Origin of the sequence: Peristeroidobacter soli (genome assembly GCF_004138485.1) — a bacterium.
Lineage (GTDB): Bacteria > Pseudomonadota > Gammaproteobacteria > Steroidobacterales > Steroidobacteraceae > Steroidobacter > Steroidobacter soli.
In genome coordinates this window covers 72,287-89,638 of record NZ_RYEV01000006.1, presented here as the reverse complement: position 1 = coordinate 89,638, position 17,352 = coordinate 72,287, and the positions used below count along the sequence as shown (strand labels likewise).

12 protein-coding genes are annotated in these 17,352 nt (G+C 63.5%); 3 read left to right on the top strand and 9 right to left on the bottom strand.

Annotated features, from left to right (window positions below):
- The first annotated feature begins 4 nt into the window (after positions 1-4).
- Positions 5-1,417, top strand: coding sequence for a GH39 family glycosyl hydrolase (locus EKO19_RS26915; RefSeq protein WP_157995457.1), 1,413 nt, complete (start codon positions 5-7; stop codon positions 1,415-1,417).
- Positions 1,418-1,435: 18 nt separating this feature from the next.
- Complete coding sequence (locus EKO19_RS26910; RefSeq protein WP_129780480.1) at positions 1,436-2,284, top strand: fumarylacetoacetate hydrolase family protein; 849 nt, start codon at positions 1,436-1,438, stop codon at positions 2,282-2,284.
- Positions 2,285-2,297: 13 nt separating this feature from the next.
- On the opposite strand, the gene EKO19_RS26905 is transcribed toward EKO19_RS26910, so the two are convergent.
- The 6 genes from EKO19_RS26905 to EKO19_RS26880 all read right to left on the bottom strand — a co-directional run bounded on the left by EKO19_RS26905 (position 2,298) and on the right by EKO19_RS26880 (position 11,405).
- Positions 2,298-4,022 (bottom strand): IlvD/Edd family dehydratase, encoded by a 1,725-nt coding sequence (locus tag EKO19_RS26905; protein ID WP_129780478.1) that lies wholly within the window; start codon positions 4,020-4,022, stop codon positions 2,298-2,300.
- On the bottom strand, positions 4,022-4,783 hold the full coding sequence (locus tag EKO19_RS26900; RefSeq protein WP_129780476.1) for an SDR family NAD(P)-dependent oxidoreductase: 762 nt from the start codon (positions 4,781-4,783) through the stop codon (positions 4,022-4,024). The genes EKO19_RS26905 and EKO19_RS26900 overlap by 1 nt, the downstream gene beginning before the upstream one ends.
- Positions 4,780-6,078 (bottom strand): aspartate aminotransferase family protein, encoded by a 1,299-nt coding sequence (locus EKO19_RS26895; RefSeq protein WP_217705622.1) that lies wholly within the window; start codon positions 6,076-6,078, stop codon positions 4,780-4,782. Before EKO19_RS26895 ends, EKO19_RS26900 begins: the two co-directional genes overlap by 4 nt.
- Before the next feature lie 103 nt (positions 6,079-6,181).
- A complete protein-coding gene (locus tag EKO19_RS26890) occupies positions 6,182-6,946 on the bottom strand; it encodes an IclR family transcriptional regulator (protein WP_129780472.1) in 765 nt (254 codons plus the stop codon).
- A gap of 73 nt (positions 6,947-7,019) precedes the next feature.
- On the bottom strand, positions 7,020-10,922 hold the full coding sequence (purL, locus tag EKO19_RS26885) for a phosphoribosylformylglycinamidine synthase (protein ID WP_129780470.1): 3,903 nt from the start codon (positions 10,920-10,922) through the stop codon (positions 7,020-7,022).
- A gap of 153 nt (positions 10,923-11,075) precedes the next feature.
- Positions 11,076-11,405 (bottom strand): DUF1820 family protein, encoded by a 330-nt coding sequence (locus EKO19_RS26880; protein WP_129780468.1) that lies wholly within the window; start codon positions 11,403-11,405, stop codon positions 11,076-11,078.
- 116 nt (positions 11,406-11,521) lie between these two features.
- Between EKO19_RS26880 and tagH the strand changes: the two genes are divergently transcribed.
- On the top strand, positions 11,522-12,943 hold the full coding sequence (gene tagH, locus EKO19_RS26875) for a type VI secretion system-associated FHA domain protein TagH (RefSeq protein ID WP_129780466.1): 1,422 nt from the start codon (positions 11,522-11,524) through the stop codon (positions 12,941-12,943).
- A gap of 71 nt (positions 12,944-13,014) precedes the next feature.
- Here tagH and mltF read toward each other — a convergent pair whose 3' ends face one another.
- The 3 genes from mltF to EKO19_RS26860 form a co-directional block, all read right to left on the bottom strand.
- On the bottom strand, positions 13,015-14,445 hold the full coding sequence (gene mltF / locus EKO19_RS26870) for a membrane-bound lytic murein transglycosylase MltF (protein ID WP_157995456.1): 1,431 nt from the start codon (positions 14,443-14,445) through the stop codon (positions 13,015-13,017).
- A gap of 119 nt (positions 14,446-14,564) precedes the next feature.
- Positions 14,565-15,848, bottom strand: coding sequence for an alpha/beta hydrolase-fold protein (locus tag EKO19_RS26865; RefSeq protein WP_129780462.1), 1,284 nt, complete (start codon positions 15,846-15,848; stop codon positions 14,565-14,567).
- A complete protein-coding gene (locus tag EKO19_RS26860; protein WP_129780460.1) occupies positions 15,845-17,350 on the bottom strand; it encodes a serine hydrolase domain-containing protein in 1,506 nt (501 codons plus the stop codon). Before EKO19_RS26860 ends, EKO19_RS26865 begins: the two co-directional genes overlap by 4 nt.
- Positions 17,351-17,352: the final 2 nt, after the last annotated feature.

Genomic DNA, 17,352 nt, shown 5'->3' with positions numbered 1-17,352 from the left:
CCTCGTGAGATCATTCCGCATCTTAGCTGCCGCGTGCACGCTCGCCGCACTCGCATTCACCGGCGTTGGCAACGCGCAGCAAACCGACGACGAGACGAAACCGATCAACGTCGATCTGCGCAAACAAACCGGGCGCATCCGTCCGCTACACGACGTCCACAGCGGTCCACTCGCCGTGCGTGGCTCGGTGGATCTCACCGAGCAATATCGCGAGCTGGGCTTCCATTACATCCGCACCCACGACACTCCCTGGGTCTACGAAGCCGCCGGCGACATGCACGTGATCTTCCGCGATTTCTCCGCCGATCCGGACGACCCGAAGAACTACGACTTCAGCAAGACCGACCGCTACATCCAGTCGCTGGTGGATCTGAAGGCCGAGATCATTTTCCGCATCGGCGAGAGCGCCGAGCTCACCAAGGTGAAGTACTACAGTCATCCGCCGGCCGACTACGACAAGTGGGCCAAGGTCGCGGTCAACATCGTGCGTCACTACAACGAGGGCTGGGCCGACGGTCACCGCTTCGGCATTCGTTATTGGGAAGTTTGGAATGAGCCGGACGTGCCGAACTTCTGGAGCGGCACGGCCGAGCAGTACTACCGGCTGTACGCCACCACCGCCACCGCGCTCAAACGCTACGACGCCACGCTGAAAGTCGGCGGCCCGGCACTGGCTTCGAACGACCAGTTCCTCAAGGACTTTCTCGCTTATAACAAGCAACGCGGCGTGCCGATCGACTTCGTCTCCTGGCACAACTACGGCACCCGCCCCTTCCTGGTCGCGCGCCGGGCCGACCACATTCGCGCGCTGACGGACAGCGGCGGCTACCCGAAGGCCGAGATTCATCTGAACGAGTGGAACTACTTTCCCGGCGACTGGAATCGGATGCATGTCGAGCCGCTCTATACCCAGCAGATCTTCGAGCGCATTCACGGCCTCGAAGGCGCGGCCTATGCCGGCGCGATGCTCACTTTCCTGCAGGACTCCAAGGTGGACGTCGCCAACTACTACACCGGCACCGCATTTTTCTGGGGCATGTACGACAACCACGGCGTGCCTTACAAGAACTTCTATCCATTCCGCGCCTTTCGCTGGATGCTCGACACGCCGCTACGCGTGCAGGCCGATGGCGCCGAGACGAGTGACGAAGCATCGTTCGCGGTGCTCGCCGGCCTGGCTGAAGATCGCAAATCCGCCTCGGTAATGATCAGCAACCAGGTCTCGAACCATTCGGCGTACACCATCGCGCTGAAGAACGTTCCCTGGAAGGGCGCCACCTCCGCCGCGATCTATCGCATCGATGCGAGCCACAACCTCGAGCAGACCGAGACCCGCTCGCTCAAAGCGGGCGAACTACTCACGATCACCAACGTCGCCGCCCCCTCTGTCACGCTCGTGAAGCTGCGTGCCCAATAAGTTACGGAGATCGATCGAATGAAACTGATCAGATATGGTGTGGCCGGTCAGGAGCGACCGGGCCTGGTCGCCGCCGATGGTTCCTTACGAGATCTATCCGCCGAGATCGGCGACGTCGGCGGCGAGTTCCTCGCACCACGCGTGATGCGCCGGCTGCGCGAACTGGATCCGCAACGGTTGCCGCTGGTCGAGGCCGGCGCACGGCTCGGGCCATGCGTCGCCGGCACCAGCAATTTCCTCGCCATCGGGCTCAACTATCGCGATCATGCCCACGAAATCGGCGCCGCCGTGCCGGGCGAGCCCATCGTATTCAACAAAGCCGTCTCGTGTATCGCCGGGCCGAACGACGATGTGCCGCTGCCCGCGGGCTCCACGGCGACGGACTGGGAGTGCGAGCTCGCGATAGTGATCTCGCAGGATTGTTACGAAATCGAGCCCTCGCAGGCTCGCGAGTTCATCGCTGGCTACTGCGTTTGCCATGACATTTCAGAACGCAAGTTCCAGCTGGAGCACGGCGGCCAATGGGTCAAGGGCAAGAGCTTTCCCGGCTTCGGTCCGCTCGGGCCGTGGCTGGTCGACGTGGATAGCGTGCCCGACGCGACCGCGCTGTCGATGTGGTTGCGAGTGAACGACGAGACCGTGCAGTCGAGCAACACTCGCCAGATGATTTTCACGCCGGATCAGTTGGTCGCGTACCTGTCGCGGCTCATGTTGTTACGTGCCGGCGATATCATCACCACCGGCACGCCCTCCGGCGTGGGCATGAGCCGCAAGCCGCCGCGCTTCCTCCGCAGCGGCGACCGCGTCTCGCTTGGGATCGAAGGGCTCGGCACCCAACAACACCAATTCGTCAGCCGCGCCCGATAGCGCGGCTGACTACTCAGTGGCTTTCGCGAGCCACCTCGACGCCGCGGCAGCCGACCAGGAAATCGAAGTCGACGCCGCGGTCGGCCTGGAGCACGTGATCGACGTAGAGCTGCGCGTAGCCACGCTGCTCGTTACGGGGCGGCTGCCATTGCGCTCTACGTCGCGCCAGTTCGACATCGCTCACATCCAGATGCAGACGACGGCCTGCCAGATCGAGCTCGATCCCATCTCCAGTCCGCACCAACGCAAGCGTGCCTCCCGCCGCAGCCTCAGGCGCTGCGTGCAGAACCACCGTGCCGTACGCCGTGCCGCTCATTCGCGCATCCGAAATGCGCACCATGTCGCGAACGCCACGCTCCAGCAGCTTGCGAGGCAGTCCCATGTTCCCGACTTCGGCCATGCCGGGATAGGCCATCGGTCCGCAGTTCTTCAGCACCAGCACGCTGCTTTCATCGACCGGCAGATCGGGATCGTCGATGCGTTGTTTGTAATCCTCGATGTTCTCGAACACGACAGCGCGGCCCTGATGTTGCAACAGAGCCGGCGTCGCGGCGGCGGGCTTCAGAATGGCGCCGGCTGGAGTGAGATTACCGCGTAACACCGCAATCCCACCTTCTTCGACCAGTGGCTGATGCAAGCGACGGATGACCGCGTCGTTGTGAACAGGCGCGGTCGCGCTGTTGTCCACCAGCGTTCGACCATTGGCGGTCAACGCATCGGGATTCAACAACCCGGCTTCGTGGAGCCGGCGTAACACGCCGGGCAAACCGCCGGCGTAATAGAACTCTTCCATCAACAGTGCGCCGGCCGGCTGCACATCCAGCAGCGTCGGCACTGCGCGCCCCCAGCGATCGAAATCGTCGAGCGTGAGTGGCGTTTCGATCCGGCCGGCGATGGCCAGCAGATGCACGACCGCGTTGGTGGAGCCGGAAATCGCTCCCAAGGTGCGAATCGCATTTTGGAACGCGGCTCGCGTCAGAATTTTGTGCGGCGTGAGCTCCTCGTTCACCATCTCGACGATGCGCCTGCCGGTCAGCCGCGCACTCACATTGCGGCGGGCATCGACAGCAGGAATCGCCGCTGCCCCGGGCAACGTCAAGCCGAGCGCCTCGGCCATGCACGCCATGGTCGAGGCCGTGCCCATGGTGTTGCAGTGGCCGGCCGAGCGCGACATGCCTTCTTCCGCCGCCATGAAATCGCTCATGCTCATCCGGCCCGCGCGCACTTCCTCGCTGAATTCCCAGACCGACGTTCCCGAGCCGAGATCGCAGCCGCGAAACTTGCCGTTCAACATCGGACCGCCGGGCACGACGATCATGGGCAGATTGCAACTGGCCGCGCCCATCAAGGGTCCGACCGCGGTCTTGTCGCAGCCGGTGATCAACACGACGCCGTCGACCGGATTGGCGCGGATGGTCTCCTCCACGTCCATGCTCATCAGATTTCGAAACAACATCGCGGTGGGCCGCACCAGCGCCTCGCCGGTCGACATGACCGGAAACTCCAGCGGAAAGCCGCCGGCATCGTAGACGCCGCGTTTGATGTGTTCGGCGAGCGCCCGAAAATGGCCGTTGCAGGGCGTGAGCTCTGACCAGGTATTGCAGATGCCGATCACCGGCCGCCCGTCGAACAGATCGGACGGGTAGCCCTGGTTCTTCAACCAGCTGCGGTGAATGAAACCATCCTTGCTGTGCGCGCCGAACCAGTGGGTCGAGCGCAGTTTTCGTTGCTTGGTCATCAGCTCCAGCCACCGTCGACGACATAGTTCTGGTTGGTGCAGGCGGCCGCGTCGTCGGCGGCCAGGAACAGCACGATGGGTGCCACATCCGCCGGCACGAGCATCCGTTTGAGACATTGCCCGCGAAGGATGCTCTGCTCCGCGTCCGGCGTGAGCCTCAGCTCGATCTGCCTCCGGGTCATGATGGCGCCAGGCAACACCGAGTTGACGCGGATGTTCGACGAGCCGAGGTCTCGCGCGAACGAGCGCGTCAGCCCGACGATGGCGGCTTTGGCCGTTGCATAACAGGGCAAGCCGCCGCTGCCGAGCTTCCAGATGATCGAGCCCATGTTGACGATCGAACCGCCGCCAGCCTCGGCCATCGCCGGCGCCACTGCCTGAATGGCGAAGAACTGCTGTTTCAAATTGACACCGATCTGCCGATCCCATTCCTCGCTGGTCACGACCTGCCAGTCGCGGCGCTCGTCATTGGCTGCGTTGTTGACCAGCACGGTGACCGGCCCCCATTCGCGCATGGCATCCCGCAATGTCGATTGGAGCGCGGCAACGTCGGTCAGGTCGCAATGTATGTAACGACCTGCGCCGCCTCGTTCCTCGACGCGAGCCAGCGTGGCTCGCGCCCTGTCATCGTCGATGTCGAGAAAGGTGACCCTTGCACCCTGGCGGGCAAATGCCGCCACCAACGCCGCACCAATGCCATCTGCACCGCCAGTGACGACGACGTGACGATTCCTGAGACTGGGATACGAGGCCTCGCTCACGCCACAGCCTTGGCGGCTCCCGACACGGCATCCAGTGTCGCCGCGATCACGCTCTCATCGTGCTCCGATGACAGGAACCACGCGCCGCGCTCCAACGCCCGCACACCTCGCTCGATCAATGCGGTGGTGAATCTGATGTAACGGGCGCGATCGATGTGGAACGTATCGCGAAAGGAAACAATCGGCGTCGTCACACCGAAAGCGACGTGGAAGATGCCAGGGAAGCCCTGGATGCGCGCGGGAATGCCATAGTGCTGCAGGGTCTCTTCGATGCCTGCCATCAAACGTCGGCCGTGCTTCTCGACCGCGGCATAGACGTCACCCTGTGCGAGCGTGCGAAGCGTGGCAACGGTGGCCGCCATGTTGACCGGATGGGCGTTGTACGTGCCACCGTGCATGACGCCGCCGCTGGCAAACAGATCCATCAGGTCCGCGCGCCCCGCGAGCGCCGCGACGGGAAATCCGCTCGCGATCGCCTTACCGAACGTGGCCAGATCCGGTTTGACACCGAACAGGCCTTGCGCACCGCCGGCCGACAGACGAAAGCCGGTGATGACTTCGTCGAAGATCAAGATCGCGCCCGCCTTGCTGCAAGCCGCGCGCACGCCTTCCAGATAACCCGGGTTCGGCGCGATGGCGCTGGTATTGCACATCGCGGGTTCCATGATGACCGCCGCGACATCGCCTCGAGCGAGACGCCGCTCGACGGCACCGAGATCGTTCCAGCCGAGCACGTCTACATTCGTGCCGCACTGGAGGTCCTGCCCCGGCGTGCCGGGCACCTTGTTGGGATGTTCGATCGGACCGCACGCGGCGGCCGACGGCGCGACGCTCCACTGCACATTGTCGAGCCAGCCGTGATAGTGACCTTCGAACTTGACGACAGTCTGCTTGCCGGTCGCGGCACGAGCCAGACGCAGCGCCGCCTGGATCACTTCGGTGCCCGACGAACCGAATCGCACGCGCTCGGCGCACGGCACCAGCTCGCAAACCAGCCGCGCGGCTTCGAACTCCACTTCCGTCTGGCTGGCGAAGATGATGCCGCGATCGAGCTGCGAGCGCGCCGCCTCGATGACCGCCTTGGGAGCATGCCCGAGAATCATCGGGCCCATGCCCAGGTAATAGTCGATCAGATGATGGCCATCGACGTCGACGACATACGGCCCGTAACCGTTGTCGATCACCAGGGGCGTGGGCGAGATGTTGAGGCGGAAGTTGCTGCTGACGCCGCCGGCGAGAAACTTCGCGGCGGCGGCCATCCGTGCCTTGGAGAGATCGAACGAGTTGAGTGACATGAGTGAGTCCATTGGCGAGCGACCTTACGGTGCTGCATAAATGGCTCAAGCCACGGAAAAATACGAGCGGCCGATGTTTCGCGACGTGAAATGCCGCCGGCAATCAGCCAGCTACGAAGCCGAGCTCCGTCGATATGGAACGCGCCTCGGCGATGACATGGGCGGTCATCTCTCGTTTCCAATCGGCCGACGCGCCGACGGTCGGTGCCGAAATGCTCAGCCCCGCGATCACCTCACCCGAGGCATCGAAGACCGGCGCCCCCAGGCACAGCGCGCCGTCTTCGTTCTCGCTGTCGTCCTCGGCATAGCCGAGGCGTTGAATTTTATCGAGCTCCAGAAACAGGCTTTGTCGCTCCAGAATCGTCCGTCGCGTACGTTGACGAAGCACGCGAGGCAAGGCCGCCGCGCGTGCCTCCGACGTCATGTTGGCCAGCATTACTTTTCCGATGGAGGTGGTATGGCTCGGGTGGCGCCCGCCGATTCGCGCCTGCAGCTTGGCGGCCTGCGGCGCCTGCAGGATCTCCAGATAGACGATGTCCGACCCCTCCAGAACCCCGAGGTTGACGGTCTCGCCGCAGAGCCGGCACAGCGTCTGCATGTGCGGCAGACACACGTTGCGCAGCCGCTCCATCTCGCTGCCGAGATTGATCATGCCGATGATGCGGACATCGATCCGGAACCGGTCGCGCTCCGTGTCGTGAACGATCATGCCGGCGGCTTCCAGCGTGCGCAGATATCGAAACACCGTGGTCTTGGGCAGACCGACGCGCAGCGCGATTTCCTTCAAGGACTGCGGTTCGGGCAGCTGCCCGACACATTTCAGCACCTCGATCGCTTTCAACAACGGCTTGACGATATAACGAGACATTGCCGCCGTACTCTAATCGATCCTCCGCGCCGGTGTCAGCGCATCGAGCGACGGCATCTCGCGCAGGCGAAAATCAGCCCACCCAGACTCGCGCGTTACGGAAGATCCGCATCCACGGGCTGTCTTCCGCCCAGCCATCCGGATGCCACGAGTTCTGGAACGTGCGATACACGCGCTCCGGATGCGGCATCGTCAACGTGACGCGACCATCCGGGGTCGTGATGCCCGTCAGGCCGCGAGGCGAGCCGTTCGGGTTCGCGGGATAACGTTCCGTCGCGCTGCCCTGGTTGTCGACGAAGCGTAGCGACATGAGATTCGCGCCGATCAGCGCATCGATATCGCCGCGCCCCGCGAAGTCCGCATAACCCTCGCCGTGCGCGACGGCGATCGGCATACGCGATCCTTCCATGCCGGCAAAGAACAGCGACGGCGACTTCACCACTTCGACGAGACTCAAGCGACCCTCGAACTGCTCCGAGCGATTGCGCACGAACTTCGGCCAGTTCTCCGTGCCCGGAATCAATTCGCGCAGCGCCGCCATCATCTGACAGCCGTTGCAGACACCGAGTGAGAACGTCTCCGGCCGATGGAAGAACTTCGTGAACGAGTCACGCAGCCGCGAGTTGAACAGAATCGACTTCGCCCAGCCCTCGCCGGCGCCGAGCACATCGCCGTATGAGAAGCCGCCGCAGATGACCATGCCGCGGAAATCGTTCAGATCGAAACGACCCGCGACCAGATCGGTCATGTGAACGTCGAACGGCGCGAAGCCGGCGCGATGGAACGCAGCCGCCATCTCCACGTGGCTGTTCACACCCTGCTCACGCAGGATCGCCACCTTGGGGCGCGCGCCCTTGGCGATGAACGGCGCCGCGATGTCCTGATTCAGATCGAAGCTGAGTTTGACGTTCAGACCCGGATTGTTTGGATCGGTGACCGTCTCGAACTGTTCCTGCGCGCCCCGCGGATTATCGCGAAGCTGCGTCATGCGGAAGCTGGTCTCCGACCAGGCGCGATGCAGATCGGTTCGCGACTCATCGAGCAGCGACTCGCCGCCCGTACGAATGCGCACGCGATCTTCGTTCGTGACCTTGCCGATGACACGGCTCATCGTCGCCAGACCGTGACGATCCAGCACGCTCAACACCGACTTCACATCGGCCGTACGAACCTGCAGCACCGCGCCCAGCTCTTCGCTGAACAGCGCCGCGTTCGGGTCGCGCACTTCCACGCCGAGATCGACGTCGACGCCGCAGTGGCCCGCGAACGTCATTTCCGCGAGCGTCGCGAACAGACCGCCGTCCGAGCGGTCGTGATAAGCAACGATCGAACCGGCAGCACGCAGCTCGACGATGGCCGCGAAGAAATTCGCGAGCGCTTTCGGATCGTCACAATCCGGCGCCTCGTGGCCGAGCTTGCCGAACACCTGCGCGAGACAGGAGCCGCCGAGCCGATCGCGACCGGCGCCCAGATCGATCGAGACCAGCGAGCTGTCGAGCTCCGGCCGCAGTTGCGGCGTGAGCGTGCGACGGACATCGCGCACCGGCGCGAACGCCGAAACGATCAAAGACAGCGGCGCGACCATGCGGCGAGGACCTTGCTCGCCCTGCCAGGTCGTCTTCATCGACAACGAATCCTTGCCGACCGGAATGGTGATGCCCAACGCCGGGCAGAATTCCTCACCGACCGCCTGCACCGTCGCATACAGATCCGCATCTTCACCGGGCTCGCCGCAGGCAGCCATCCAGTTCGCGGACAGGCGCACCTGATCGAGCGCGGCAACGTCGGCAGCGGCGATGTTTGTAACCGCCTCGCCCACCGCCATGCGACCGGACGCCGGCGCATTCAACAGCGCGAGCGGCGTACGCTCACCCATCGACATCGCCTCACCCGTCGCCGACGTGTAATCGCTGATCGTCACCGCGACATCGCTGACCGGTACCTGCCACGGGCCCACCATCGGATCGCGGCTGATCATGCCGCCGACCGTCCGGTCGCCGATCGTGATCAGGAATGTTTTATCCGCGATCGCCGGGAAGCGCAGCAGCCGATACGCAGCGTCCCGCACATCCAGATTGGCGGCGGCGAAGTCGTCGCCGAGCGGCGCCAGCTTCTTCACATCGCGCGTCATCTTCGGCGGCTTGCCGAGCATGACGTTGAGCGGCAGATCCACCGGCGGCTCCTTCAGCAACGGATCGCCGACCTTCAGCCAGCCATCGTCGGTGATATCGCCGACCACCGAGAACGGGCAACGCTCGCGCTCGCACAGCTCGGAGAAGCGTTGCACGTCCTTGGCGTCGATCAGCAGCACGTAGCGCTCTTGCGCCTCGTTACACCAGATCTCGACCGGCGACATGCCCGGCTCGACCGAAGGCACCGTGCGCAGATCGATCCGACCGCCGCGACCCTCGGTGTGCGCGATCGACTCGGGAATCGCGTTGGAGATGCCGCCCGCGCCGACGTCGTGAATCAGCAGGATGGGATTGTCCTGGCCCATCGCCCAGCACTGATCGATGACTTCCTGCGCGCGACGTTGAATCTCGGGATTGCCACGCTGCACGGACGCGAAATCCAGATCTTCGGTGCTCGCGCCGCTGCCGACAGACGAAGCCGCGCCACCGCCCAAACCAATGAGCATCGCCGGACCGCCGAGCACGACGATCTTCGCCCCCGGAGGAATGTCCGACTTCTCGACGTGCATGCGACGAACGTTGCCGACGCCGCCCGCGATCATGATGGGCTTGTGATAACCGCGCAGCGTGGCGCGTGCACCCGACTTTTCGGCTTCCAGTTCGAACGTGCGGAAGTAGCCCAGAATGTTGGGTCGACCGAACTCGTTGTTGAACGCCGCGGCACCGAGCGGACCTTCGACCATGATGTCGAGCGCCGACGCGATGCGCCCCGGCTTGCCGAAATCCTGTTCCCACGGCTGTTCGAAGCCGGGAATGCGCAGGTGAGATACCGAGAAGCCCGCGAGCCCCGCTTTCGGCTTGCCGCCGCGACCGGTCGCACCTTCGTCGCGAATCTCACCGCCCGAGCCCGTCGCCGCGCCCGGGAAGGGCGAGATCGCGGTCGGATGATTGTGGGTCTCCACCTTCATCAGGATGTCGATGGGCTCGTCGTTGAACGCGTACGTATGCTGATTCACATCGGCGAACCAGCGACGACCGAGCGGTCCTTCGATCACTGCCGCGTTGTCGCGATACGCGGAAAGCACGCCACGCGAATTCTTCGCGTACGTGTTCTTGATCATGGCGAACAGCGACTTCGGCTGACGCTCGCCGTCGATGATCCAGTCCGCGTTGAAGATCTTGTGCCGGCAGTGCTCGGAGTTCGCCTGCGCGAACATCATCAATTCGACGTCGGTCGGATCGCGGTCGAGCTTTTTGAAGTTGTCGGCGAGATAGTCGATCTCGTCCGCCGACAGCGCCAGGCCGAGCGATTCGTTCGCTTCAGCGAGCGCCTCGCGGCCACGAGCCAGCAGCGGCACCGTGTTCAGGCGACGCGGCGACTGGTGATCGAACAATTGAGCCGCGTCGTCGTAGGAGAACACGGCAGCCTCGGTCATCCGGTCGTGAAGCAGCGGCGCGATGGCTTCGAGATCGGCCTTCGACAGCGGCTGGGAGCCGCGGACGAAATAAGCGATGCCCCGTTCGATGCGCTCGATGGCCTGCAGCCCGCAGACCTGCGCGATGTCGGTGGCCTTGCTCGACCAGGGCGAGATCGTGCCTGGGCGTGGAATGATCACTATGAGCTGGTCGGAGGCCGCGTGCGCGGCGCTCGGTTGTGCCGGCCCGTAGGTCAGGAGGGCCCCGAGCACGCCCCGTTCGTCAGCGGTAAGTACCCGTTGCGCTTGAACAAAATGCGTAAAGCGCGTGGTCAGGGACTGGACCGCGGGGAGGCGCGATCGAAGGGCGGCGAGCAGGCGGGCGGTGCGAAAATCGGACAGTGCAGGCGCGCCAGACAGTGTCAGCATGCGGTGCGGCGGGGGCAGCGGAACGGGCGCGAATCATACCGGAAATACCGCTTGATTTCCGGAGGCCCGATTCCGGCCGCCGGAATGAGACGCCCTCAATCGCCGTATGGCTCGAACAGCTCCGATCCGAGCCGTACGGCGATTGAGGGCCTCTTACTTCTTGTCGCCGGGCGTGTACACCGGCATCGGAAACGGCGTGACGTTGGAGCCTTCGAAGGTGCTGATCTTGCTCACGCCTTGCTGCCGCACCTCATCGATGCGCAACACCGAATGCATGGGCAGATAAGTGCGTTTTACGCCTTCGAATTCGGCTTTTACCTTTTCTTCCGTAGGGTCGACCACTACGGCTGAACGCTCACCGAATACCAGCTCCTCGACCTCCACGAAGCCGAACAACGAGCCGTGACTCACCTTACGGGCATAGATCTCGTAGACCTTGCCCTGGTTGACAAACACGACCTTGAAAATGTGACTGGCTGCCATCTTGCTATCGGGCCTCGTTGGTAGGCTGCGGGTCCAGGCTATGTAACATTACCGTTCATTTTGTCCTGGTATCCCGCGATCGCTACCGCGTCAGCAATCTCCTGAATTCTCGGTCAATGGCACTGAAACTCCGCATCATCAGCGATCACTACAAGGCGCTCGGCAAGCGCAGCTCGCGCCTGTTCGGCGTCACCGGCGGACGGATCGGCCGTGCCGCGGACAACGACTGGATCCTGCCGGACCCGGATCGCTACATCTCCAGCCACCACTGCAAGGTGGAGTTTCGTGCCGGCCAATGGATGCTGGAGGATACCAGCACCAACGGAGTCTTCATCAACGGCTCCGACGTGCCCGCCTCGGTCGACGGCGCATATCCTCTGAAAGACGGGGATCGGCTGCGGCTCGGCGACTATGAAATTATCGTCAGCATCGACGAACGCCAGGATTTCCCCTCGGATGCCAGCGGCCAGCTGCCGGTACCCGCGAAGGTCCCGTCGCGACGCGGCTCACCCGTGCCGGAAATCATGGACCTGGGCGAAGAACTGGACCTCACCGACCTGTTGACCGATGCGGCCATCAAGCCGGCCCCCGCCTCGACCGCCGCCGCTCCGGCCACTGCCGCCGCGATCGGCGCCGGCGGCTTCGATATCAACAAGGCGCTGGGCATCGATCTGCAACCCACGCGTCCGGGTCTTACGAACAACACCGTGCCCGGCAAGCCGGCGCGCAGCGGCTTTGCTTCACTGCTGGATGCGCCGGACGAAGGCGATCAGCGCACCATCGTACCGGGCAGCAAGTCCGACGACTGGCAGATGCAGACCAAGCCGTACGATCGCAAATCGCTGCAGGCGTTGACCAATCCCGCGTCGCTGGCCAAACCGGTCGAGAAGCCGGCACCCGCGCCGACGCCCGCTCGCCGCGCCACCGACAACCCGACCGCGCTCGAGCCGGCCAATGGCGTCGAAGCGTTCTGTCGCGGCGCTGGCATCGATCCTGCCTCGATCCCGCTGGAAACCCAGCACGCGTTGCTCCAGCTCGCCGGTCAGATGACTCGCGAAGTGGTGCTCGGCTTGATGGACGTGCTCAAGAGCCGCTCCGATCAGAAGAACCGCCTGCGCCTGAGCCAGACGACGATTCAGCCGGCCGACAACAATCCGCTGAAGTTCTCGGCGAGCGTCGATGAAGCATTGGTGAAGCTGTTCGACGGCCACAACAACACGCGCTATCTCGGCCCGGTGGACGCGATCCGCGATTCGTTCGCCGATCTGCGCACCCATCAGCAGGCGCTGTCAGGCGCCATCCAGGCCGCGATCGACGAAGTCATGAATCGTATCGAGCCCGGTGAACTGCAGGAACGTTTCGATCGCGGCTTGAAGCGTGGCGCGCTGCTCGGCGCGGCCAACAAGATGAAGTATTGGGATCTCTACACCGAGTTCTATCACGTGCTCAATCAGCGCAACGAGCAGAATCTGCCGACGCTGTTCGCCGAAGAGCTGTCCCGCACCTACGCCGAGAAGGCACAGCAGAAGAAGCGCTGAGGCCAGCCCAGTAAAAGTCGCGTCTTTTGCCGGGCGCATCGCAAGGGCCTCGGCCGCTTTCGATCATCGGATCAGCGCCTCGGCGTCAGCATGCTGTTGGAATTGGTCGTGGGCGCCGTGCTCGTGGTAGTCGCCGCCGGCGCGGCCTCGCGTTGTGCTGCCGGCCCCGTGTCGGTCGCAACCCAATCCAGGATGTCGATGTAACCTCGGATGTTCTCGACGAAGCGCACTGGCTCCCAGCCTCTCGCATAACCGCGCTTCACTCGCGAATACCATTTCTCCTGCGTCAGCAATGGTAAATGCTCACGCACGTCGTTCCATGAGTCCGGATTCTTTCCATGCATCTGCGTCAGGATGCGCGCGTCTTCGAGATGGCCGACGCCGACGTTGTAGGCGGCCAGCGTGAACCAGGTGCGATCCGGCTCCAGAATGCGCTTGGGAATCTGATCGCGCAGCCAGACGAAATATTTCGCACCTCCGAAAATGCTGGCGCGCGGATCGAGCCGGTCGCCGACGTTCAACGCCTGCGCCGTTTCTTCCGTGAGCATCATCAAGCCACGCACGCCGGTATGTGACGTCGCGCCCGGGTCCCAATGCGATTCCTGATAACCCACCGCCGCCAGCAAGCGCCAATCGACTCCGATCGAGCCGGCCGCCTCCTTGAACCAGTGCCGATACTGCGGCAGGCGCGATTCGATGTGCTCCATGAACACGCGCGCCTGAATGTAATCGAAGCGATCGGTGCCGCCGTAATACGTATCCAGAATGGATGCGAGCCGGCCCTCGGCGCGTGCCGATGAGAAGAATGCGGTCACGCGCTTGAGCAAGCTGGGATCGCGTGCATCGACCGCCCACGCCAGCGCCTTGCCGCCCGACAGATCGAATGCGACTCGAATCTCGGGATGGAAGGCGCGACCGATGGCGAACTCGTTCGAATCCGCGACGGTGTAGTCGAACTCGCGTCGGGACAAGCGATACAACAACTCTTCCGTTTCGACGGAAGGGTTTTCGACCCACGACAGATTGCTGTAATAGACGCGCAGCTGCTCCAGCGTGGCGGCGTGCGCACTGCTGGCGACGACTTCGATGTGACCGTCGTAGGTTTGATCGAGCCGTCGCGGTCGCGGATCGCCCTGGCGGAAGATCAGATGCTCGCGCACCTGTTGATACGGCGGACCGAAGCCTGTTTGTCCCGGCAGCCGCAGGCCACGCGTCAAACCCGCCGCGGCGATGTGGGCACGTCGCGATTCGAGCTCGCGCACGACGTCGGCAACGGTAGGCACGGAATAGATGAACAGCTTGACGCCCAGCTCGGCGGCAAAGCGCGCGGCCAGATCGAACTCGGGCCCCTGCGGCCCGTCCGCGCCCAGGTAATAGGCGCTGGGCAGATTGCGAGTCACGACGCGCAGCTCCCCACTGCGCAAGATCTGCTCCATGACACTGGGCGGCTGGGAACACGTCCCCAACAGCAGCATCGCAATGATGGCGAGGGTTATTTTCACCCTGCTTCCTGATGGCAACCCGGCGAGGTCGGGCATTGGACCCGAAACCCCGGCTCGGGGCAATGTCGGCGCCTGGCGCCATTCCCCACCCCTGGCTCGGCAGCGGCCCCTCCGGCCGTCTACGGACGCATCAGGGCAATCAAGCCGTCCGGCAGCGTCGCTCGCCAGTTCAGGAACGTGTGGCCACCTGGATACTCGCCATAACTGACCTGATAGCGCTTGTTTTCCAGTAGATCGCGCAGCGCGCGGCTGTAGCGAAGCATCCGATCAGGGGTCTCCCAGGTCCCCGCCACCACATGAAAGCGCACGGGCAATGCAGGTTGCTCCGCCAGTTCCCGCAACAGCGCGCCATCGGGCTCACCCTTCGGCGCCCATGAAAATGAACCGGACTGCGCCAACACGTTCCCGAAGGTCCGCGGGTGACGAACGGCGATATAACTCGCCGCGAGACCGCCACGACTCGCACCCGCGACGACGGCTTTGCGCGGATCGCGCGTCAAATGCAGCTCTTCCCGCAAGTCTGGCACGAGCTCTTCAGCGATGAAGCGCCCGAATTCAGGCTCACCGGTGAGCTCGCACTGTCGATGCGCGGCGTCGATGTAATCGACCATGATGGCGACCACCGGCGGCAGCACGCCATCGGCTCGCATGTTGTCGAGCTGCGTCGGGATGGCGGCGCTGTATAGATATGAGAGGCCGTCGAACAACACGACGAACGCGTATGGGCCGTTATCTTTGCTGTGGCCGGGCGGTGTGTAGATCGCCACCTCGCGCGTGTTGTTCAGGATGCGACTGGTGATTTCGCGTTCGGAGACTGTGCCGCGCGGGACGCCGGCGCGTGCTTTCAGCCAGCGTTCGGGCTTTGCGTCCGGGCCCTCGAAATAGTCTTCGTCGACGGGTGTCTCGCGGGCGAAGAACACCTCGGGGATTTCGTGACGAGCGCGCGGGTCTCGGAATATTTCTCTCATCCCACCGACGCGCCATTCCTTTCGCAGCGGCTTCTCATCCGTGACGCGCCCTTCCGGCCAGGAGAATGCATACGGCGCTCGCGCGTCCGTCTCCAGCTCGTAGGTGCGATACCAAACATCGCTGTTCGCGAGCCGTGTCAGCACATCGTTCGACTGCCAGGGCGTTTGATTGAAAATGCCGACGACACCGACCTCGGTTGCGTCACGTTGCGCCGTTTGACGCCAAAGGAACGTTACCCACATGCGATCGACTCGACCTGGCATGCGCTCGATCAACGGCGTGCCGGCGGCGTCGATCTCACGCCAGAACGCGTCGGTCGCCTTCGCGCCTTCCGCTTTCAACGACTGCTCCAATCGTTGCATGCGTGGGCTTTCGGCCGCCTGCGCGAGCACCGCGAGTAACGACAGAACGGATGCGATAAAAGCCCGCATCATTTCTGCTTGACCGCTTCGACCGCGTACTCGCCGTAGCGATGAATCAGCCGTTCGATGCCGCCGTCGTAGCCACGGACGAACTCGACTCGCACGTCGACATCTTCGTCGGCGACGAAGTGCGTGCGATCCTCGGCGATCAACTCGATCTGCCCCACTCCACTCGCGTCGCTGATGCGCAGGCGCGTGCCGTCAGCAGACACTTTGTATGCCGCCTCCGCGGCGACACCGTGGCGCGTATTCACGACCCCACCGGCGGGCGCGACCATATAGAGGCCAGTCAACTCCGCGAGTTGCGGCGCTGACAGCGTCACGGCCGGCACTGTAGTCACGCCAGTAAACGGCCATCCCTCTGCAATCGCGATGGCACGACGCAGTTCATTGATCACCCGAAATCCGCGACGGCCGTTGGTGAAGATGACCAGGCCGTCGCCCTTGGCCGGATAGCCTTCGATGTAGGCCTTGTAGGAATCGTTCGAGCCCGAGTGCGCGAACCGACGCGACAGGCCATGACCATCGAGGAACGGACCGAGGCCGGCGCGACTGGGGCCGACTTCCGTCATCATCTGCACGGCCAGCTCCTGAGTGAGGAATGAGTTCGCGTCGCCCTGATAGGAATCCATCAGTGCGATCATCAACTTTGCGTAATCGCTCGGCGTCGTCCACAGGCCTGAGGCGGCCAGTTCCGGCATCGTCTCCCAACCGCGCGGCAAGGCGGTGGGCTTGCCGTCGCGATCGTGGGCTTTGGCGATGTTTCCATGCGAGGCTGGCAGCGGGTTCTGATATGTGCTCCGTTTCATGCCGAGCGGATCGAATACATGACGTCGCGCGGCGGCCGGGAAATCCAGGCCCGTGCGCTCCTCGATGATCAATTGCTCGATGGTGGTGCCGCCGCCCGAGTACACCAGCTTCGTGCCTGGAAGATGCGTAACTTGCACCGGCTCCGTCACGGCGGGCGCTTTGCCTTGCAATGTTTCGAGGATCGTTGGCACCGGCGCGTCCGGCTTGAAGTCCGGGAAGCCGTGTACGTTCAAACCGGCAGTGTGCGAAAGAATGCCGCGTAATGTTACCGGGCGTGCGGAAGAGAAGGAGTTGGGCGGGATCTTCCAGCGGGTCAGGTACTCGTTCACATCGCGATCAAGATCGAGCTGGCCGGCGTCGACCAGCCGTAACGTCACGGCGGCGGCTCCGACTTTGCTGACTGAACCGACAGAGAAGACCGTGTCTGTATCGATCTTGTCGGTCGTGCCCGCCTGCTTCAATCCATAGCCCTTGGCCCACGCAACTTTGCCATCGCGAATCACCGCGACGCTGACGCCCGGCACACCCCAATGTTTCATCCGATCCGCAATCGTCCACCGCTCCTGCACCCCGTCCTGCACCTCCACCGCATCCCGCAGACCGGTCTCTGCGGCGCGTATGCGAGCATCCGCTGCGAACAGAGGCTGCATCGGCAGCAGTAGAGCAATCGCGACGAGGACTGAATGCTTCTCGAAATTTGTCATGT